Consider the following 21,204-nt stretch of genomic DNA (forward strand, 5'->3'; position numbering starts at 1 on the left):
TGTCTTGCTGATGCTCGGCGTTGGCGTGCATCCAGTGAAGCTTGCGCTAAAGGTCGGACGCAGAGCGTGAGGAACGAGAAGTGTTCGGGCATGCGCGTTGATTATCGTGCCGATGCTCCGCGTCGGTATGCCGTTCGTGACGCTCTGCGCCACACATCTACATCGCGCGCTTTCCTTCAGGCCGAACGCAGCAAGCGGGCAGTCTCTTCAAACATCCCCCAACGCCAGTATCGTCGCCACCAGCGCCTGGCCTCTGGGCACCAGGGTGTTCAGCTCCAGGTACTCACGCTCGGTATGCACTTTGCCGCCGACCGGGCCGAGGCCACAAAGGGTCGGGATGCCGAGGCTGGCGGTGAAGCCCGAGTCGGCGCAGCCGCCGGTGAATTCGCCCTCCACGTTGAAGCCCAGTTCCTGCGCAAGCCCCTGATAAATACTCAGCAGTTCAGTGCTGTGCCGGGCTTCCATCGGCAGAAAGGTTGTGGCCTCCAGCAGCCGGGCCGATGTGCCGGGCAGTTCCTCTTCGGCGACGATGGCCTGGACCGCAGCGAGAATGTCATCCCAATGCCTGAACTCGACAAAGCGCACATCAAGCTTGGCCGTGGCGCTGGGCGCAACCGTGTTGCTGGAGGTGCCGCCCGAGATCAGCCCGACGTTGGTGGTAATACCCGCTGCATAGTCGGTCAGCGCATGCAGCTTGATCACCTTGTGCGCCAAAGCCTGAATAGCACTCGCGCCATCGGCATGGTTCACCCCTGAATGCGCAGCGCGGCCGCTGACTTCGATGATCAGCGTCGCACCCCCTTTGCGGGCGCTGACCACATTGCCGCTGGCGCGTCCCGGTTCCGGGTTGAGCACCGCGCGCGCCTGTCGGGCGTAGTGTTCAATGTGAGCACGAGCGCTGGCGGAACCGATTTCTTCATCGCCGGTATAAAGAATTTGCACCGGAAACGGCAGCGGGCCCGCGCGTTTCAGAGCCTTGAGGGCAAAGCAGTTGAGCACCAGCCCGCCTTTCATGTCAGCCACGCCGGGGCCGTAGGCCAGTTCGGCATCTTTTGTATAGCCGCGAGTGGAGGTGGTGCCTTTGGGGAACACGGTGTCGCGGTGACCGAGCAGCAGCACCGGCTTGCCGGGTCCGCCGGGCAATTCAGCCAGCAGCACATCGCCAAACCCTTCGACCGGGATACGTTCGACGCTGATCCCGTCGGCCTGTAATTGCGCGGCGAGCAGATCGCCGACCGCATCGACACCGGCCTTGTCGTAGCTGTTGGAGTCTGTATCGACCAGGCTTTGCAACAGCGCTTCCATCGCCTCGTATTGCCCGCTCAGCCAGTCGGTGGCCTGCCGTTGTGCGTCGTTCATTCACTCAACTCCTGTGCCCGATGCTCGCGGGTCAGCCGTACGCCATCCGTTCCCAGGTCCCAGAACAGTCCGGCCATGATTTGCAGGCTCTCTCTGACCACCGGAGCCAGCAAGTGCTCGTCGGGTGCATGTTGCGAGCACGCCGGGTAAGAGTGTGGCACCCAGACCGTCGGCAGGCCCAGCACTTCAGCGAATACATCGTTGGGCAGCGAACCGCCCAGATTAGGCAGCAGCGCCGGTTTCTTTCCGGTAGTCGCGGCTAGCGATTGCAGCGCCCAGCCGACCCACGGGCTGTCCGGTGACAGGCGCGTGGCGTGCATTACGTCCATGCGTGTCTGCCGGACCTCGACCTGAGTGAAACCGTGGGCATCCAGGTGCGCACGCACTGCGGGGATGAATGCGTTGTAATCGCTGTCGACCACAAAACGTATGTGACACAGCGCGTGGGCCTTGCCGGGGATCGCGTGCACCGGTGCGTCCGGGTTGCCGGTCTTGAAAGCAAGAATATCGAGGGTGTTCCAGCCGAAGACTTTTTCACTGAGCGATAAGGTCGGATCGCCCCAATTCGGGTCGATGTCCGGGTCCCCCGGACCGCCGCCGACTTCGATATCCACCAACGCGGCCTTTACTGCCTCGGGAATGGCCGTCGGCATGAGCCCTGCGACTTTCACCCGGCCGTGTTCGTCGACCATGCTGGCGATGGCATTGGCCAGAATGATGCCGGGGTTGGCCAGCAGCCCGCCCCAGTTGCCGGAATGGTGTGCGCCTTCGCGCAGGTTGACCGTCAGCTCGAAGTTGAACACCCCGCGCGAGCCCAGAAACAGGGTAGGGCGCGCGGCTGCCAGGCGTGGGCCGTCCGAGGCGATGAAAACATCCGCCGCGAGTTCTTCGGCGTGCGCCTGGCAGAATGCGCTGAGGCCGGGTGAGCCGTCTTCTTCGCCCATTTCCAGCAGCAGCTTGACGTTGAAACCCAGTTCGCCGTCGCGCGCCTTGAGGGTCTGTTCGAGGGCGGTCAGGTTGATCAGGTGCTGGCCCTTGTTGTCCGCCGTGCCGCGGCCGTACCAGCGATCACCGCGCTCGGTGACCTTCCATGGCGACAGGCCCGATTGCCATTGTGCGTCGTAGCCACGTACCACATCGCCATGGCCATAACTGAGCAGCGTCGGCAGGGCCGGATCTTCGATGCGAGTGGCGATCATCAAGGGCCCGCGCCCGGCAACCGGGTTGTCGTGAACCCTGGCGCTGAAACCAAGCCGCTCGACGTGCGGGGTAATGAACTCGTGCAGGTAGCGATAAAGCTCCGGCAGGCTTGCGGCCTCCTGGCTTTGGGTCGGGTACGCAACGCTGTCGCCGAGCAGGGCGAAAAAGGTGCCGTTGTCGAACTGCTCGGTGGCGTTTTCGATGGCATGTGAACGGCTACTCATGAGGGCATCAGCTCCAGGGTTTTCGAGGTGTCGCGCAGGTGGCAACGGACGGTTCCGCCTTCCATGCGGCCAACCAGCGGATAGTGGTCCTTGCACACCGCCATGCAGCCGGGGCAGCGCGGATGAAAGGCGCAGCCCGAAGGCGGCGACATGGGGTTGGGGAAGGTGCCGTGCAGGCCCAGGTCGGGAATGCCCAGATGCGGATCCGGGGTCAGCACCGAGTCCAGCAGCGCTTGTGTATAGGGGTGGCCGGGTCTGGCAAACAGCGACTCGCGGCTGCGTTCTTCGACGATTCGGCCCAGGTACATCACCGCCACCCGGTCGGCCAGGTGCTCGATGACCGCCAGGTTGTGGCTGATCAGCAGGTAGGTCAGGCCGAACTCCTGTTTGAGGTCCTGCAACAGGTTGAGAATCTGTGCCTGCACCGAAACGTCCAGCGCCGAGGTCGGCTCATCGCAGATCAACACGTCCGGGCGCATCACCAGCGCCCGGGCAATCGCCACACGCTGGCGCTGGCCACCGGAAAGCTGACTCGGGTAGCTGTCGATCACCCGTTTCGGCAGGCCAACCACATCCATCATCGCTTCGACCCGCTGGCGGCGCTCGGCGTGGTTGCCGATGGCATGCACTATCAGCGGCAGGGTGACGATTTCGCGCAGGGTCTTGCGCGGGTTCAGGGAGGAGTAAGGGTCCTGAAAGATCGGCTGGATACGCCGTGCCATTTCCTTGCGGTCGGTGCCGGCCAGGTGCTTGCCGTTGACCAGCACATCGCCGCTGCTGGGCGCGAGCAGGCCGAGCAACATCTTGGCCAGGGTGCTTTTGCCGCAGCCGGACTCGCCGACCAGCCCGAGCGTTTCGCCGCGCATCAGGCGCAGTGACACGCCATCGACCGCTTTCAGGGTGGCATCGGGTTTGAAAAAGCCTCGGCTGATACTGAATTCGCGCCGGATGTCGCACAGCTCCAGGGCGATGTCTTTTTTGCCACTTGTGTTCAGCGCCTGATTCATCATGACGTTATGCCCTCACGTTGCAGCACAGGTTCGGCGCCCGCAGCGGCAAACAGGCAGCGGGTCATGTGGTCGGGGCTGTGAACCGGCGGGACGTTATCGGCGCAGGCCGCCACGGCTTGCGGGCAGCGGTTACGGAAGGCACAGCCGTGTTGCTCGCCGACCAGGCTGGGCACCAGCCCCGGAATCGAACCAAGTGGCTGGCCCGGCCGGGTACGCCCGGGGATCGGAATACTCGCCAGCAAGCCACGGGTGTAAGGGTGCTGTGGGTTCTCGAACAGTTCGATTGCCGGAGCGGTCTCGACGATCTGCCCGGCGTACATCACCGCCACCCGGTCGGCGATACGCGCCACCAGCCCCAGGTCGTGGGTGATGAAAATCACCGCCAGGCCGAACTCTTTCTGGATGTCGCGGATCAGGCGCAGGATTTGCGCTTGAATGGTCACGTCCAGCGCGGTGGTTGGCTCGTCGGCGATGATCACGTCCGGTTCGCACATCAGCGCCATGGCGATGATCACCCGCTGACGCAGGCCGCCCGACAACTGATGCGGGTACTGGCGCAGTCGCTCGCTGGCGTTGCTGATGCCGACTTTCTCCAGCATCTGCGCCGCACGCTGCAGGGCCTCCTTGCGTGACACCTTGCGGTGCCGGGTGAGTACTTCGCTGAGCTGATCGCCGATGCTGTAGGCCGGGTTCAGCGAGGTCATTGGCTCCTGAAAAATCATCGCCAGACGGTTGCCGCGCAGGTCGCACATCTGCCGTTCGCTCTGGGTCAGCATGTCGATGCCGTCCAGGCTCAGGGTTGTCGCGGTGCGCCTGGCCTTGCGCGGCAGCAAGTCCATGAGCGCCAGCGAAGTGAGGGATTTGCCGCAGCCCGATTCGCCGACGATGCACAGCATCTCGCCGCGCTCGACCTGAAAGTCCAGACCGCGCACTGCGTGGAGCGTGTCGTGTCCCAAAGGGATCTCGACACGCAGGTTTTCAACATGCAACAGCGCCATGTGCGGATCTCCTCTGTCAGTTGCGCCCATCGGGCAGGATCAGGTCGCGCAGGCCGTCACCGACCAGATTGATGCCCAGCACCAGCACCATCAGGGCGACGCCGGGGATGGCGATGACCCACGGGGAAAAGAACATGTAGGGTTTGCCTTCGGCGATCATCAGGCCCCAGGACGGAATCGGTGGCTGCACGCCGACCCCGAGGAACGACAATGCCGATTCGAGAAGGATCGCGTGGGCCATCTCCAGGGTGGCGACGACGATCAGTGCACCGACCAGATTGGGCAGGATTTCGCTGGCCAGAATGCGCAGCGTCGAGCAGCCCAGCGCCTGCGCCGAGGCGACGTATTCGGCGTCGCGGATTTGCTGCACTGCGGCGCGCACTACCACGGCGAAACGGTCCCAGAGGAGGCAGCCGAGCAGGATGATCACGACTTTCAGCGAGCCGCCGATCAACGAAGCGGAGGCCAGCGCGACCATCACCACCGGCATCGCCAGGCGCGTGGTGATCAGGTAGCTGATCAACGCGTCGGTCTTGCCGCCAAAGTAGCCCGCCAGCAGGCCCATGATGGTGCCGATAACGCCAGAGATCAGCGCTGCCGAGAAGCCGATAAACAGTGAAATACGTGCGCCGTACAGCAAGCGTGACAGGTAATCGCGGCCCAGTTTGTCGGTGCCCAACACATACTCCCAAGTACCGTTGGCCATCCACACAGGCGGTTTCATGCGCAGCATCACGTCTTGCGTGTACGGGTCGTAGGGCGCCAGCCAGGGGGCGAACAGCGCGCCGAATAGAATGATCAGCAACAGCATCGCGCCAATCGCAAAGCCTCGATGGGCGAAGCTGTTGCGCAACGTGCGCCAGACGCTGCGTCCCGGAGGCTGGTAATCCTGGATCACCAGCGGCGATGAGGTGGTTGTGCTCATGGGGCCTCCTATTTCACGCGGATGCGCGGGTCGAGCAGTGCGTTGAGCACGTCGGCCAGCAGCGTGAGGACGATGTAGATCACCGCGATCAACAGCACGACTGCCTGCACCACCGGAAAGTCGTCGCGGGCAATCGCATCCCAGGCCAGTTGGCCGATGCCTTGCAGCGAGAAGACTGTTTCGATGACCACTGAGCCGCCGAGCATGAAACCGAATTCCACGGCAGCCAGTGCCACCACCGGGATCAGTGCGTTGCGCAATGCGTGTTTGAACAGCACCGTGGCGGGGCGCAGACCCTTGGCGCGGGCGGTGCGGATGTAATCGGAATTGAGCACGTCGAGCATGCCCGCTCGGGTCAGGCGCATGATCGCCGGGGTGGCGTAGTAGCCGAGCGCAATAGCCGGCATGACAAAGTGCGCCCAGGTCGAGTTGCCTGACACCGGCAGCCATTTCAGGGTGACCGAGAACACCACGATCAGCATCAGTGCGAACCAGAAGCTCGGCATGGCCTGGCCCAGCACCGCAATGCTCAGCGCCAGCCGATCGATCCACGTATCACGCTTCACCGCCGCCAGAACGCCCAGCGGAATGGCGATCAGCAGCGCGATGCTCAGTGCCATGGCACCCAGCCCGAGGGTGATCGACAGGCGCGAAGCGATCAGGTTGTAGACCGACTCCTGGAAGAAGAACGAATCGCCCAGATCAAGGCGCACCACGTTGGACAGCCACTCGAAGTATTGGGTGACCAGCGGTTTGTTAAGGCCGTATTGCACGCGGATCTGTTCGATCTGCTCGCTGCTGGCTTCCGGCCCGCCAATGGCGGTGGCCAGGTCGCCGGACAGGTGCAACAGGGAAAAGCTGATCACCGACACGGTAATCGCTACGCACAGGGCGATGCCCAGGCGGCGCAAGAGAAATCCGAACATGGCAAGTGACCTTGTATCCATGGAACGACGGAGCCGACGCCGGCGCTGCAAGTGCCTCTCGCACCTTGTGGCCGGTCTCGACGAATTACGTCACGAAAGGCTTACTTCCAGCTCGACAGGACAAATCGCGGCAACTCGTCCGGATAAGGCTTGAAGTTCAGGTCCGAGACGTAGGCGTAGTTCATCGAATAATTGAACAGCGGTGCCCAGTACGCCTGCTCGCTGATGCGCTGCAATGCCTTGCGGTAGTTATCCTTGCGCACCTGCGGGTCCAGCGCGTTGTCGGCGGTCTGCAGCCAGCTCTGGACTTGCGGGTCCTTGATGTTGTCGTCCGGGTTGCCCTTGAACCAGGTCCCGGCGGAGGCCGAGGTGTCGAGGATCGAGAAGGAACCCCAGGCCTGGAATGACATCGGCACCTTGCCGCCGCGTTGCTGGTCGCGCAGGGCGGCGTACTTCAGGTAACGCAGCTTGGCGTTGATGCCCACGGCGCGCAGGTTGCCGATGATCGCTTCCACGTAATCGCGGTCCCGATAGGCGAAGATTTCAGTTTCGAAGCCGTTCGGGTAACCGGCTTCGGCCAGCAGCGCCTTGGCCTTGGCCGGGTCGTAGTTGTAGACCGTGGCGGCGGCGGTGTCACAGCCGAACTGGTCGGGGTAGCAGGCGACTTGCAGCGGCTTGCTTTCGCCGCCGACCAGCTGCGAGGCGAGGCCATCGCGGTTGATTGCATAGTTGATCGCCTGACGCACTTTCAGGTTTTTCATCGGCGAATCGGCGCTGGAGGTGCCGCGCGCGTCGAGAATCAGAAAACCGATACGCATGGTTGCACCGCTGGTCACCACCAGGTTGGGCATGGCCTTGAGGTTTTCCGCCTGATCCGGAGCGACGCGCCAGGTCCAGTCGATGCCACCGGTCATCAGCTCGGCCAGTCGCGTTTCAGCATCGGCGATGACCCTGAAGTTGATGTGGCTGATCTTCGGCTGGCCCTGCGGGCTGTCCTTGAAGTAGTCCGGGTTTTTGTCCATCTTCACGCCTTCACCCGTAGCAATGGCCGTGACCTTGTAAGGGCCGGTGCCAATCGGCTTGCGGCTGAAGCCCGCCATGCCGACGTGTTCGAAATATTTTTTCGGGAACATCGGGACGGCGTTGGACAGGTATTCCAGCGCAGGCGGGAAAGGCTTTTTCAGGTGCAGGCGGACGCTGTACTCACCTAGCTTTTCGGCGCTCTTGATCCAGTCGACGTTTTGCACGGTGACCACCTTGGACTCGGGCGACACCACGTAATTGAGGGTGAAGACCACGTCATCGGCAGTGAACGGGTCGCCATTGTGAAACTTCACGCCCTCGCGCAGCTGGAAGTCGATGGTGGTGTCGTCGACCTGCTTCCAGCCAGTGGCGAGCATGGGTTCGTACTGGCCGTTGTCAGGGTTGCGATAGACCAGGTTGTCCCAGATCAGGCGACCGAGAATCACGCCTTCGCGCAAATCGTTGTGATAGGGGCTGATGTTTTCCGGTTCGCTGTCGGAGGCGTAGACCAGCGTGTCATCGGCCTTGCCGGCCAGGGCGGAAAAACTGCTGAACAGGCTCAACAGCGCGATGCTGCGAGCGAAACCCTTGATTCCCATGCCGTCGTCTCCATAAGGCAAAGTGGATGTATCAAAGGGCAGTGGGTCGCAAATGCGAGAAGAGGGGAGTCTCGAGGCCGCAGTGTTCTTTTGATTGGGTGCTTTTGATGAGTTGCGCCTCGACACGACTCTAGGCAAAGCGTATCAATGCCACAAGCACAATATTTCGAACCTTTGATTGCCGAAAAGGCAACGCAGGAGCCTTGATGCAACTCTATGGCGTCCAGTCCACAGCCTTGCGCTACTTTCTCGAAGTGGCGCGTTGCGGATCGATCAGCGAGGCCTCGATTCGGCTCAACGTTGCTTCTTCGGCGGTCAGTCGGCAGATAAGCAAGCTGGAGCGAGAACTGGATGCTGTGCTCTTCGAGCGCCAGGCGCGCGGCATGATGCTCAGCGAGGCGGGCGTTCGACTGGCAGCCTATGCGCGCAAATCCCAGTTGGAGGCCGAGCAGGTGGTGCTGGAGATTACCGAGCTGCAAGGCTTGCAGCGCGGCCATGTGCGCATCGCCTGTTCGGAGGGCTTTGCCCTGGATTTTCTGCCGCAGTGCATTGCGCGGTTTCGGCGGCAGTACCAGGGCATTCATTTCTCGATGGAGGTCTGTGCCCCGGCGCAGGCGACAGAACGGGTGCGCTCGGGCGATGCAGACCTGTGCCTGACCTTCAGCCTGACGCCGCAGAACGAAATCAAGGTCGAACACATTCACAGCGGCGCCATCTGTGCGGTGGTCAGCCACAACCATCCGCTGGCCTCGCGCAAGGAGGTCGCCCTGGCCGAGTTACAGCCTTACGCCATCGCCCTGACCAACACCGACACAACGCTGCGTCAGTTGTTTGATATCTGCTGCGGCGTGCAGGGCCTGCTGTTCGATCCGGTGCTGACCAGCAATTACATCGGCGCGCTGCTGAGGTTCGTCAGCGAAGAGGGCGGTATCAGCCTGTCCAGCGAAATGACCCTCGACAAGCGGGTGCATGAAAAGCAGCTGAAATCCCTGCCGATCAGCGACGAAGGCATGAAGGCGCGGCGCATCGAACTGCAAAGCATGGCCGGACGCAACTTGCCTGCGGCCGTCGCGGCGTTCCGGGATTTTGTCATTGAAGAGTTGGCAAAGACCTGAAACGTTGCTGATTTCTCAGCGCTTCCGTTCGTTTGTGAAAGGCGCGCTGCACGTCCGCTTGATAGTGTCTGGAATTATAATGTTATAGTGTAACGAATTAGCGGTTGCACGCTTTGCGTTATCAGGCCGCCAACATCATGCTTCGCCAGCGAGACGACCGACACCATGAACAGCCCCCTCCCAGACGTTGCCCTGACGGAAGTTTCCTCGGCCCTGATCGCACTCGACTGGGTCGGCATGCAAGGCGTCGAAGTGCCACTGATGCTGGGCGAGCCGGGTTCTACACATCCGGTTCATGCCTACGCGGACCTGCAAGTCGATCTGGCCGATCCCAGCGTCAAGGGCATCCACATGTCGCGGCTCTATCGGTTGCTCGACGGTTTTGCCGAGCATCAGGTGCTCACGCCCGACACCTTGTCGGCGCTGCTGGAGGCGATGGTCGAGAGCCACGCCGATTGCCATTCCAGCGCCGCGCGCATCACGCTGACCTTCAACCTGTTGTGCCGTCGCCCGGCGCTGATTACCAAAGGCCTGAGCGGCTGGAAATCCTATCCGGTAACGCTTTTGGCCACTTGGCGAGCGGGGCGTTTGTGCCTCGACGTTTCAGCAGACATCACCTACTCGTCCACGTGCCCATGTTCGGCTGCGCTGTCCCGACAACTGCTGGAAGAGGCATTTGCCGCACGTTTCGGCCGGCAGTCGTTTGTCGACCCGATGCAGGTTGCGGCCTGGCTGCGGGACAACGCCTCGTATGCCACGCCGCACAGCCAGCGCAGCGTCGCAACAGTGCAGGTGCGGGTGGCGGAACAGGCCAGCGAGCTGGGCCTGATGGCGTTGATCGATGCAGTCGAGCAAGCGCTGGGCACACCGGTGCAGACCGCCGTCAAACGTGCTGACGAACAGGCCTTCGCCCGGCTTAACGGGCAGAACCTGATGTACGTCGAAGACGCCGCACGCAAAATCCAGCAGGCGCTTGAGGGGCGTTACTCCGCCTCAAGCGTCAGCGTGCGTCACTTCGAAAGCCTGCATCCTCATGATGCAGCTGCGCAGACTTCCAACTACCTGTCCTGAGGCTTCATACCGTGATCCGTAAAAATCCGTCCGGCCATCTGCCGGTCATTGCCGAGTCCGCCTACATCGATAAAACCGCGATCATCTGTGGCAAAGTGATCATCAAGGACAACGTATTTGTCGGTCCCTACGCGGTGATCCGCGCCGACGAAGTCGATGCCAGCGGGGACATGGAACCCATCGTGATCGGTGCCAATTCCAACATTCAAGATGGCGTGGTGATCCATTCGAAATCGGGTGCTGCTGTCACCATCGGCGAGTTCACCTCGATTGCCCACCGTTCTATTGTGCACGGACCTTGCATAGTCGGAGATCGCGTGTTCATCGGTTTCAATAGCGTGCTGTTCAATTGCCAGGTCGGCAACGGCAGTGTGGTCAGGCACAACTCAGTGGTCGACGGTCGCGATTTGCCGGAGCACTTTTACGTGCCGTCCACCACCCGGATCGGGCCGGGCACTGACCTTTCGCAATTTCCACCGGTGAGCATTTCGGCTTCGGAGTTTTCCGAAGATGTCGCGCACACCAATATTGATCTGGTGCGCGGCTACAAGGCGCTTCAGAACGAGTTCTGACCCAGGAACCCTCGACTCATTGCACTTCCGCCCACGGATATGGATCTTTCATGACAACAGCTGTTCACTCAACCCGGGCACCCGCATCACGGCTACGCTCGATCGATGCTCTGCGCGGGCTGATCATTCTTTTCATGTTGCTGGACCATGTCCGCGAAACGTTCTTCATGCACCACCAGGTCATCGACCCGATGGACGTCACAACCACCGCGCCCGAGCTGTTTTTCAGCCGGACGCTGGCGCATTTGTGTGCGCCACTGTTCGTCCTGCTGACCGGGCTTTCGGCGTTCCTGTATGGCGAGAAATATCAGGGCAAGACCGACGTTTCGGCGTTCCTGCTCAAGCGCGGTCTGTTTCTGATTGCGCTGGAGTTCACGCTGGTTAGCTTTGCCTGGACCTTCCAGTTCCCGCCAACCATCATCTACCTGCAAGTGATCTGGGCCATCGGCCTGAGCATGGTCGCGCTGTCACTGATGGTGTTCCTGCCGCGCTGGGCGCTGGTGCTCATCGGCGTGGTGATCATCGCCGGGCATAACCTGCTGGACACCGTGCATTTCGGTGTCGAGTCGGCCATGCACGTGCCGTGGGCGATTCTGCACGACCGTGGCTGGATCGAGGCTTCCGATAACCTGCGTTTGCGTACGTCTTATCCGCTGTTGCCGTGGATCGGCATCATCGCACTGGGCTACGCCGCGGGCCCCTGGTTCTCAAGCAGTTACGACGCGGCGAAACGTCGTGCGAACCTGTGGAAGTGCGGGGCAGGGGCGCTGCTGGGCTTCGTGGTTCTGCGCCTGATCAACGGCTACGGTGAAAAACCGTGGAGTGTCGGCGACACCGGCATACAGACGGTCATGAGCTTTTTCAACATCACCAAATACCCGCCCTCGCTGCTGTTCATCTGCCTGACGCTGGGGATTGGTCTGCTGATCCTCATCGCCTTCGAACGCGGTCAGGAAAAAAGCGTGTTGCGGCCGCTGGTGGTGCTCGGTTCGGCGCCGATGTTTTTCTACTTGCTGCACCTTTACGTGCTGAAAATCCTGTACCTGATTGCCTTGGCTATCTGGGGTACCAATCAGGGCACCTACTTCGGTTTCGACCACATGTGGGGTGTCTGGCTGACCTCGGTGATACTGGCCGTGTTGCTGTTCCCGGCAGTGCGCTGGTTCGCCGCGCTCAAGGCTCGCCGTCGTGATATCAGCTGGCTGAAATACTTCTAGCCCTCGCAACAGCGGTACGCCTGCTGGCGTACCGCGTCTCGCCTGGCGTCAGTCTCCGTGCGCCCCGTAGTTCATGATCGACAGCAGTTTGATCGGCACCTGCACCAGCTGCTCGGGGCCATGGGGGATATCGCCGTCAAAAGTCAGGCTGTCACCGGTCTGCATCGGATACAGCTGGTTGCCGTGGCGGTAGATCAGTTCGCCTTCCAGCAGGTGCAGAAACTCCGTGCCAGGGTGTGAGAAGGTCGGAAACTCTTCGCTGGCATCGTCCATCGTCACCATGTACGCCTCGAAACTCTTCTTCGGCCCACGGGTGTGGTTGAGCAGGTGATAGGTATGACCCTTCTCGGTACCGCGCCTGACCACCTCCAGCCCTTCATCAGCCTTGACCAGTAGCGCACTGCTGCCTTGCTGATCGTACTGACTGAACAGTTTGGACATGGGCATGCCCAGCACGTCGCACAGGCGGCTGAGGTTGTCGAGGCTCGTCGAAACCTGCGCGTTCTCGATCTTGCTCAGCATGCCTTGGCTGATACCGGCAATACGCGCGACATCGGCCAGCTTCAATTCCTGCGCCTGGCGCTGGCGTTTGATTTGAATGCCCAGGTATTGCTCGAGCTTCAATTTGGGATGCAGTTCGTTCGGCGTATTCATCGGTTGTGCACAGTTTCCGCTCAATAATTTTTGTTTCGCACTGGGGATGTGCAGGCTGCGCTTTCCGTGCGGACTCAGTTAATCGTTTATTCCCTGAGAGAAAACGAGTTTCCCACAGAAACAGACCCTGCAAACAGCTGGATTGCGCCCTTCACGCATTCAAAAGTACCTGGCATCCCCAATTGGCAAGCGCTTTGCATTCCTAAAGAGAAATTAAGTTTCCTGTTCGGAATATATCTCGTCAGGCCGTGAAACTTCGATTCCTCTCTGAAACGTTTTGCTTATGCCAGGAGACAAGCTCATGTTGCCACCCGAAACACAGCGTCTGATCGAGCAGCACGGCATCAAGTACGTGTTGGCTCAGTTCGTGGATATTCATGGCTCGTCGAAGACCAAATCGGTCCCTGTTTCCGGTCTGGAAATGGTGGCTGAAGCGGGTGCCGGTTTTGCCGGCTTTGCCATCTGCGGCATGGGCATGGAGCCTCACGGCCCTGACTTCATGGCCAAGGGTGACCTGGCGTCACTGACGCCGGTGCCGTGGCAGCCGGGTTACGGGCGGGTGGTGTGCATCGGGCATGTGGAGGGCAAACCGTGGCCTTACGACAGCCGTTATGTGCTGCAACAGCAGGTCGAGCGCCTCAGTCAGCGTGGCTGGACGCTGAACACCGGCCTGGAGCCTGAATTCAGTCTGTTCAAGCGCGATGCCGCTGGCAGTCTGCAAATGGTCGACGCCAGCGACACGCTCGACAAGCCTTGCTACGACTACAAAGGCCTGTCGCGTTCCCGGGAATTTCTCGAGCGGCTGACCGAAGCTTTGCAGCCCGTGGGTTTCGACATCTATCAGATCGATCACGAAGACGCCAACGGTCAGTTCGAGATCAATTACACCTACAGCGACGCCATGGAATCGGCTGACCGTTTCACCTTCTTCCGCATGGCCGCCGGGGAGATCGCCAATGACATGGGCATGATCTGCTCGTTCATGCCCAAGCCCGACCCCAAACGTGCCGGCAATGGCATGCACTTTCACCTGTCGATCGCCAGTGCCAATAACAAGAACCTGTTCCACGATGCCAGCGATCCGAGCGGCATGGGGTTGTCCAGGCTGGCCTATCACTTCGCGGCAGGCTTGTTGGCTCACGGCCCGGCGTTGTGTGCTTTCGCCGCGCCGACGGTTAATTCCTACAAGCGGCTGGTGGTCGGCAATTCACTGTCGGGAGCGACCTGGGCTCCGGCCTTTATCGCGTTCGGCGCCAACAACCGCTCGGCGATGGTGCGCGTGCCTTATGGTCGCCTGGAATTTCGCCTGCCCGACGCCGGTTGCAATCCGTACCTGGTCAGCGCCGCGATCATTGCCGCAGGGCTGGACGGCATCGACCGGCAGCTGGAAATCGATCAGGTATGCAACGAGAACCTTTACAAACTGAGCCTGGAAGAAATCGCCGCACGGGGCATCAAGACCCTGCCGCAGTCGCTCAAGGAAGCCTGTGATGCACTCGAAGCCGATCCGTTGTTCGCCGAGGTGCTGGGCAACGAGATCGTTGACGAATTCATCCGCCTCAAGCGCATGGAATGGGTGGAGTACAGCCGCCACGTGAGCGACTGGGAAGTGAAGCGCTATATCGAATTTTTCTAGCTGTTGCGGTGTATTTAATTTTTCTGTCTACGCGGTTGGTTTTCAGCTTGCAGCTTGCAGCTAAAAGCTTGCCGCTCCGAACAAGGTGAGGCTTATGTGCGGAATCGTTGGCTTATATCTGAAAAACCCGGCGCTGGAGTCGCAGCTCGGCAAGCTGTTTGAACCCATGCTTGAGGCCATGACCGATCGTGGGCCGGACAGTGCCGGGTTTGCCATTTACGGCGATGAAGTGGCGGATGGCTGGGTCAAGCTGACCTTGCAGGCCACCACTGAACAGTATGATTTCAAGGCGCTGATTGCGGCGCTGGACACCCGATTGAATGCACCACTGGACTGGTTTCAGAACGCCAGCGCTGTGGTGCTGAAGATTCAGGCCGAGGAGGCTCCGGTGCGTGCAGCGCTGGCTGAGCTGGCGCCGAGCGTGCGCATCATGAGCGCCGGGCAGAGCATCGAGATTCTCAAGGGCATGGGCCTGCCGAGGGAGATTTCCTCGCGCTTCGGCCTCGCGTCCATGAAGGGCAGCCATATCATCGGCCACACCCGCATGGCCACTGAAAGCGCCGTGACCATGGAAGGCAGCCACCCGTTTTCAACCGGCTCCGACCTGTGCCTGGTGCACAACGGCTCGCTGTCCAACCACTTCCGTCTGCGCCAGAACCTGCGTCGCGAAGGCATTCATTTCGAGACCGACAACGACACCGAAGTGGCGGCCGGTTATCTGGCCTGGCGGCTGCAACAGGGCGACAGCCTCAAACAGGCACTCGACAAGTCGCTGGAAGACCTCGACGGTTTCTTCACCTTCGCCATTGGCACGCGCAACGGCTTTGCAGTGATTCGCGACCCGATTGCCTGCAAACCGGCCATTCTTGCCGAAACCGATGATTACGTTGCTATGGCCTCGGAGTATCAGGCGCTTTCCAGCCTGCCGGGGATCGAGAACGCCAGGGTCTGGGAACCGGTCCCGGCCACCATGTACATCTGGGAACGCGAGCCAGCCGAGGGAGCACGCTCATGAAAACTGTCGATCTTTCCAGCGCCAGCGTGCGTGATCTCAATCAGGCTCTGCACGATCAGGTCAAGGAACTGCAGGACCGCGAATGGCTGGTGACCCATCCCGATGGCGCACATAACCTCGCAGTCGGTGTCAACGAAGCGATCTCCATCGATATTCAGGGGCATGCCGGCTATTACTGCGCCGGGATGAACCAGAAAGCGTCAATCACTGTGCATGGCAACGTCGGCGTTGGTTGCGCGGAAAACATGATGTCCGGCGCCGTGCGGGTCAAGGGCAGCGCCTCGCAGGCGGCCGGCGCGACGGCACATGGTGGCCTGCTGGTGATTGAAGGCGATGCCGGGGCGCGTTGCGGGATTTCCATGAAGGGGATCGACATCGTGGTTGGCGGCAGCATCGGGCACATGAGCTGCTTTATGGGTCAGGCCGGTCGCCTGGTGGTCTGTGGTGATGCGGGCGATGCGCTGGGCGACTCGCTGTATGAAACCCGGATCTACGTCAAAGGCAAGGTCGAGTCACTGGGCTCTGACTGTATCGCCAAGGAGATGCGTGAAGAGCATTTGCAGGAGTTGCAGGAGTTGCTCAATCGCGCGGGCTTCAACGAGAAGGCAGCGGATTTCAAACGCTACGGCTCGGCCCGTCAGCTTTACAACTTCAAAGTCGATAACGCCTCCGCGTACTGATCCAGGAGCATTACCATGAGCGACCCTATTAGCCACAAACCTGCTCCAGTCCTGCGCGAGTCGGCCACTTTCGATCGCCTGACCATTCAGGAAATTCAGCGTGCTGCGGAAACCGGCATCTACGACATTCGCGGTGGTGGCACCAAGCGCAAGCTGCCGCACTTCGACGACCTGCTGTTGCTCGGCGCCAGCGTGTCGCGCTACCCGCTGGAAGGCTACCGCGAGAAGTGCGGCACCGACGTGGTGCTCGGTAATCGTTTCGCCAAAAAGCCTCTGTACCTGAAAATTCCGGTGACCATCGCGGGCATGAGCTTCGGCGCGTTGTCGGCCAACGCCAAGGAAGCACTGGGCCGTGGCGCGACCATCGCGGGGACCAGCACCACCACCGGCGACGGCGGAATGACCCCGGAAGAACGTGGCCAGTCGCAGCATCTGGTCTATCAGTACCTGCCATCGCGTTACGGCATGAACCCGGATGACCTGCGCAAGGCCGATGCCATCGAAATCGTCCTGGGGCAGGGCGCCAAGCCGGGCGGCGGTGGCATGTTGCTGGGCATGAAAGTGACCGAACGCGTGGCTGGCATGCGTACGTTGCCGGTCGGCGTCGATCAGCGTTCCGCATGCCGTCACCCCGACTGGACCGGGCCGGATGACCTGGCGATAAAGATTGCCGAAATTCGTGAAATCACCGACTGGGAGAAGCCGATCTACGTGAAGATCGGTGCCAGCCGTCCTTACTATGACGTGAAGCTGGCGGTGAAAGCCGGAGCGGACGTGATCGTACTCGACGGCATGCAAGGCGGTACGGCGGCGACTCAGGAAGTGTTCATCGAGCACGTCGGCATCCCGATTCTGCCGGCCATTCCGCAGGCGGTTCAGGCGTTGCAGGAGATGGGCATGCACCGCAAGGTGCAACTAATCGTCTCCGGCGGGATTCGCAACGGTGCTGACGTCGCCAAAGCCATGGCGCTGGGCGCCGATGCTGTGGCAATTGGTACAGCAGCGTTGATCGCACTTGGCGATAACCATCCGCGTCTGGACGAAGAACTGAAAAAGATCGGCTCGGCAGCCGGCTTCTACGACGACTGGCAGAACGGCCGTGACCCGGCTGGCATCACCACTCAGGACCCGGAGCTGTCCAAACGTCTCGACCCGGTCGAAGGCGGACGGCGTCTGGCCAACTACCTGCGTGTGCTCGTCCTCGAAGCGCAGACCATGGCCCGCGCATGCGGTAAATCACACCTGCATAACCTCGACCCGGAAGACCTGGTGGCACTGACCGTCGAGTCTGCGGCCATGGCGCGCGTGCCCTTGGCCGGGACGTCGTGGATTCCGGGTTCGGGTTCGGGTTCGGGTTACTGATGCCATAACGATCTTTTGGACCGCGATAGCACTGACTGATGCCATTACAATCTTTTGGAACGCGATGGCACTCACTGATGCCATAACGTGCTTTTTGATCGAGATGGCACTGACTGATGCCATAACGTGTTTTTCGATCGAGATGGCACTGACTGATGCCATAAAGTGCTTTTCGATCACGATGGCACTGACGACGCAGATTGCGACGTAAGTGACGGCTGAGTCCTGGCGCTGATCCGGGGGTAGCCTGGCAGGACGCCAGGCTAGCCGCACCGGGCCATGGATGGCCCGTTGCGGCGACCCCCGGATCAGTGACAGGGCGAAGGAACCCGACGAAGTCGGGCCGGAAACGGAGCCAGGGGGTTTGGTTACTTTGGCCCCATCAAAGTAACTCGCCGAGGGGCGAAAAGGTGCGTCGAGCCGTAAACAAACAGCACTGACATCGCAGAACCGCCGTGTGACGCAGAGCGTCACGAAAGGCATTACCACGCGGCGCGTGGGAACGAGAATCGTCCTCGTGTCAGCCCCGTTTTCCAGGGCTTCAAGACATGTGCATGCGCCGTCCGTGCAACGAGAACTCAACCCTCAAGAGGCCGAAGAGCCTCGCTTATCTGAATGACCCTCTTTGCTGCCAGACACTTTCCATTCATTTGCGGGAGCTTTGAACATGGTCAATCGTCTACACGGCAAATCCCTTACGGCTTTACTCGCGCTCGGCGCCTTCGCTCCGATCGTGCGCGCAGCTGACGCCCCTGTTCTGAAAACCGGCAGCACGGCCTGGATGGTCACCGCAGCAGTGCTGGTGTTATTCATGTGCCTTCCGGGCCTGGCGCTGTTTTACGGCGGGCTGGTGCGTGCCAAAAACATGCTCTCGCTGTTCACCCAATGCTTCGGCATCGCCGGTGTGGTGGGCGTGCTGTGGGTCATCTATGGCTACAGCATGGTGGTCGACACCAGCAACATGGTCGAAGGGCAGGTGACCTTCAACAGCTTCGTCGGCGGTCTGAGTCGCGCGTTTCTGGCCGGCATGACGCCCGACAGCCTGGTGGGCGACATTCCGGAAGGCGTGTTCGTGACCTTCCAGATGACCTTCGCCATCATTACCCCGGCACTGATCGCCGGGGCCTTCGCCGAGCGCATGAAATTCTCCGCCGCGCTGCTGTTCATGGCGCTGTGGTTCACACTGGTGTATGCGCCGGTGGCCCATATGGTCTGGGGCGGGGCGGGCGCGTTGATGCACAACTGGGGCGTGCTTGATTTTGCCGGGGGCACCGCCGTGCATATCAATGCCGGTGTGGCGGCACTGGCGGCGTGTCTGGTACTGGGCAAGCGCAAGGGCTACCAGAATACGCCGATGCCTGCGCACAACCTGAGCCTGACCATGGCCGGTGCGGCGATGCTCTGGGTCGGCTGGTTCGGCTTCAACATCGGCTCGGGCGGTGGCCTGAACGGCACCTCCGGCATCGTCATGCTCAACACGCAAGTGGGGGCGTGCGCGGGGATACTCGGCTGGATGTTCACAGAGTGGTTCAAGGTCGGCAAGCCCAGCGCACTGGGGCTGGCAAGCGGCGCCTTGGCGGGGCTGGTCGGCATCACACCGGCGTGTGCCTACGTCGGAGTCGGCGGGGCACTGGCCATCGGCGTGCTGTGCGGAGTGTTCTGCTACCTGAGCGTAACCGTCCTGAAAAAACGCCTCGGCTATGACGACAGCCTCGACGTCTTCGGCCTGCACGGCATCGGCGGCATGATCGGCGCAGTGCTCACCGGCGTGTTCTGCGTACCCTCACTGGGCGGACTGGTCCCGGACGTCACCATGGGTGCGCAAGTGATTGCCCAGATCAAAGGCGTGCTGTTCACCACCGCCTACTGCTTCGCAGTCAGCTGGATCATCCTCAAGGTCGTCCAGATACTGATCGGCCTGCGGGCTCACGAGTCAGTGGAAGAAATGGGCCTGGACCTGGCTGAACATAACGAGCGGGCTTATAACCATTGAGATGGCTGGCGTGTCGATGCGTTGGATGATGCTCTGTGTCACATCTGTGTTGCAGCGCAATGCCGTGCATTGCCCGTAATCCCTGCACATAAAAGAAAGCGCTTTTTCATCACGATATCACTGACGACGCAGAGTGCGACGTAAGTGACGGCTGAGTTCTGGCGCTGATCCGGGGGTAGCCTGGCAGGACGCCAGGCTAGCCGCACCGGGCCATGGATGGCCCGTTGCGGCGACCCCCGGATCAGTGACAGGACGAAGGAACCCGACGAAGTCGGCCGGAAACGGAGCCAGGGGGTTTGGTTACTTTGGCCCCATCAAAGTAACTCGCCGAGGGGCGAAAAGGTGACCTGAGTCAAACGCCAATCCACCTGACACCACAGAACCGCTGTGTGACGCAGAGCGTCACGAAAGGCATTACCACGCAGAGCGCGGGAACGATCAAAAGCCCCGACACCTCGCGTTCCTCACGCTCCAGCATGGGAACGCCCTTCGCGACGCTCTGCGTCGCAAGGGACGCGAGGATTGGCATGAGCGTTACCGTTCTTGTTCAGCTCAGCGAAACGCCGGCACCACGTGCTTGATGAACAGCTCAAGCGACTTCTTCTTCTCTGCGTGCGGCAGGCTGTTGTCGCACCAGAAGCTGAACTCGTCGACCCCCAGCTCCTGATAATGACGGATACGCGGAATGATCTCTTCGGGGGTACCGATCATGGTGTTTTTGCGAATGTTCTCCAGCTCGAACTCTGGACGATCCTTGAACTTCTCTTCCGGGCTCGGCGCGAGAAAGCCATTCACCGGCGTCTGTTTATTGCCAAACCACGCATCAAACGTGCGGTAGAACTTCGCGATGGCGCTTGCGCCCACTTTCCAGCCTTCAGGATTGTCTGCCGCATGCACATGGGTATGGCGCAGCACCATCAATTGCGGGCGAGGCACGTCAGGGTTATTGGCCAGCGCAGCTTCGAACTTGTTCTTCAGATCGACCACTTCCTCATCGCCCTTCATCAGCGGCGTGACCATCACATTGCAGCCGTTCTGCACCGCGAAATTGTGCGAGTCAGGGTCGCGGGCGGCAATCCACATCGGTGGGGGATTGATCGGCTTGGGCACGCAGGTCGACGTGGGGAATTTCCAGATATCGCCATCATGCGCATAGTCGCCTTGCCACAAGGCACGAATCACCGGGACCATCTCGCGCAGCGCCTTGCCGCCTTCGGAAGCAGGCATCCCGCCTGCCATCCGGTCGAACTCCACTTGATACGCGCCACGTGCGAGGCCGACTTCCATGCGCCCGTTGCTGATCACGTCCAGCAATGCGCATTCACCGGCTACTCGCAACGGATGCCAGAACGGCGCGATTATCGTGCCTGCGCCGAGATGGATATGTGTGGTCTTCGCGGCCAGATAAGCCAGCAGCGGCATCGGGCTTGGCGAGATGGTGTATTCCATCGCATGGTGTTCGCCGATCCACACGGTGCTGAAGCCGCCGTGTTCGGCCATCAACGTCAGCTCGGTCAGGTCTTCGAAAAGCTGGCGATGACTGACGCTTTCATCCCAACGTTCCATGTGCACGAACAATGAAAACTTCATGACACTTTACCTCGTTCAAATCGTGGCGCTTGCGC

General features: G+C 60.8%; 18 protein-coding genes. 9 read left to right on the top strand and 9 right to left on the bottom strand.

Annotation, left to right across the window (positions count from 1 at the left end; translation table 11 throughout):
- Positions 1-207 precede the first annotated feature (207 nt).
- The 7 genes from N018_RS10300 to N018_RS10330 all read right to left on the bottom strand — a co-directional run bounded on the left by N018_RS10300 (position 208) and on the right by N018_RS10330 (position 8,264).
- Entirely contained in the window at positions 208-1,359 is a 1,152-nt protein-coding gene (locus N018_RS10300; protein ID WP_025389489.1) for a M20 family metallopeptidase, read from the bottom strand.
- Positions 1,356-2,783, bottom strand: coding sequence for a M20 family metallopeptidase (locus N018_RS10305; protein WP_025389490.1), 1,428 nt, complete (start codon positions 2,781-2,783; stop codon positions 1,356-1,358). The genes N018_RS10300 and N018_RS10305 overlap by 4 nt, the downstream gene beginning before the upstream one ends.
- On the bottom strand, positions 2,780-3,793 hold the full coding sequence (locus N018_RS10310; protein WP_024646855.1) for an ABC transporter ATP-binding protein: 1,014 nt from the start codon (positions 3,791-3,793) through the stop codon (positions 2,780-2,782). Before N018_RS10310 ends, N018_RS10305 begins: the two co-directional genes overlap by 4 nt.
- Positions 3,790-4,791 carry an ABC transporter ATP-binding protein gene (locus N018_RS10315; RefSeq protein WP_025389491.1) on the bottom strand — a complete coding sequence of 334 codons (1,002 nt, stop codon included), beginning with the start codon at positions 4,789-4,791 and terminating at the stop codon, positions 3,790-3,792. The genes N018_RS10310 and N018_RS10315 overlap by 4 nt, the downstream gene beginning before the upstream one ends.
- 16 nt (positions 4,792-4,807) lie before the next feature.
- On the bottom strand, positions 4,808-5,716 hold the full coding sequence (locus tag N018_RS10320; RefSeq protein WP_024646857.1) for an ABC transporter permease: 909 nt from the start codon (positions 5,714-5,716) through the stop codon (positions 4,808-4,810).
- Between the two features lie 8 nt (positions 5,717-5,724).
- Positions 5,725-6,642 (bottom strand): ABC transporter permease, encoded by a 918-nt coding sequence (locus N018_RS10325; RefSeq protein ID WP_025389492.1) that lies wholly within the window; start codon positions 6,640-6,642, stop codon positions 5,725-5,727.
- Between the two features lie 101 nt (positions 6,643-6,743).
- Positions 6,744-8,264, bottom strand: coding sequence for an ABC transporter substrate-binding protein (locus N018_RS10330; protein WP_025389493.1), 1,521 nt, complete (start codon positions 8,262-8,264; stop codon positions 6,744-6,746).
- 206 nt (positions 8,265-8,470) lie between these two features.
- Here N018_RS10330 and N018_RS10335 point away from each other — a divergent pair, with 206 nt between their 5' ends.
- The 4 genes from N018_RS10335 to N018_RS10350 all read left to right on the top strand — a co-directional run bounded on the left by N018_RS10335 (position 8,471) and on the right by N018_RS10350 (position 12,239).
- The gene (locus N018_RS10335) at positions 8,471-9,379 is read left to right on the top strand and encodes a LysR substrate-binding domain-containing protein (RefSeq protein ID WP_025389494.1); all 909 of its coding nucleotides are present in this window, start codon (positions 8,471-8,473) and stop codon (positions 9,377-9,379) included.
- A 165-nt stretch (positions 9,380-9,544) separates the two neighbouring features.
- Positions 9,545-10,450: a GTP cyclohydrolase FolE2 gene (gene folE2 / locus N018_RS10340; protein WP_025389495.1), complete on the top strand. Its 906-nt coding sequence runs from the start codon at positions 9,545-9,547 to the stop codon at positions 10,448-10,450.
- Positions 10,451-10,461: 11 nt separating this feature from the next.
- Positions 10,462-11,022, top strand: a complete 561-nt coding sequence (locus N018_RS10345; RefSeq protein ID WP_024646862.1) for a carbonate dehydratase — start codon at positions 10,462-10,464, stop codon at positions 11,020-11,022.
- Positions 11,023-11,072: 50 nt separating this feature from the next.
- Positions 11,073-12,239, top strand: a complete 1,167-nt coding sequence (locus tag N018_RS10350; protein ID WP_025389496.1) for a DUF1624 domain-containing protein — start codon at positions 11,073-11,075, stop codon at positions 12,237-12,239.
- A 48-nt stretch (positions 12,240-12,287) separates the two neighbouring features.
- Here N018_RS10350 and N018_RS10355 read toward each other — a convergent pair whose 3' ends face one another.
- On the bottom strand, positions 12,288-12,893 hold the full coding sequence (locus N018_RS10355; protein ID WP_025389497.1) for a helix-turn-helix domain-containing protein: 606 nt from the start codon (positions 12,891-12,893) through the stop codon (positions 12,288-12,290).
- A gap of 301 nt (positions 12,894-13,194) precedes the next feature.
- Between N018_RS10355 and glnT the strand changes: the two genes are divergently transcribed.
- The 5 genes from glnT to N018_RS10380 all read left to right on the top strand — a co-directional run bounded on the left by glnT (position 13,195) and on the right by N018_RS10380 (position 19,579).
- Positions 13,195-14,529, top strand: coding sequence for a type III glutamate--ammonia ligase (glnT, locus tag N018_RS10360; RefSeq protein ID WP_024646865.1), 1,335 nt, complete (start codon positions 13,195-13,197; stop codon positions 14,527-14,529).
- Between the two features lie 94 nt (positions 14,530-14,623).
- On the top strand, positions 14,624-15,544 hold the full coding sequence (locus tag N018_RS10365) for a class II glutamine amidotransferase (RefSeq protein WP_024646866.1): 921 nt from the start codon (positions 14,624-14,626) through the stop codon (positions 15,542-15,544).
- Positions 15,541-16,224, top strand: a complete 684-nt coding sequence (locus N018_RS10370) for a protein glxC (protein ID WP_024646867.1) — start codon at positions 15,541-15,543, stop codon at positions 16,222-16,224. Before N018_RS10365 ends, N018_RS10370 begins: the two co-directional genes overlap by 4 nt.
- A gap of 15 nt (positions 16,225-16,239) precedes the next feature.
- Positions 16,240-17,586 (top strand): FMN-binding glutamate synthase family protein, encoded by a 1,347-nt coding sequence (locus N018_RS10375; protein ID WP_025389498.1) that lies wholly within the window; start codon positions 16,240-16,242, stop codon positions 17,584-17,586.
- 667 nt (positions 17,587-18,253) lie between these two features.
- On the top strand, positions 18,254-19,579 hold the full coding sequence (locus tag N018_RS10380; protein ID WP_025389499.1) for an ammonium transporter: 1,326 nt from the start codon (positions 18,254-18,256) through the stop codon (positions 19,577-19,579).
- Positions 19,580-20,131: 552 nt separating this feature from the next.
- Here the strand turns inward: N018_RS10380 and N018_RS10385 are convergent.
- Complete coding sequence (locus N018_RS10385) at positions 20,132-21,169, bottom strand: LLM class flavin-dependent oxidoreductase (RefSeq protein ID WP_024643337.1); 1,038 nt, start codon at positions 21,167-21,169, stop codon at positions 20,132-20,134.
- Between the last annotated feature and the right edge of the window lie 35 nt (positions 21,170-21,204).

Origin of the sequence: Pseudomonas syringae CC1557, from assembly GCF_000452705.1 — a bacterium.
Classification (GTDB): Bacteria; Pseudomonadota; Gammaproteobacteria; order Pseudomonadales; family Pseudomonadaceae; genus Aquipseudomonas; species Aquipseudomonas syringae_F.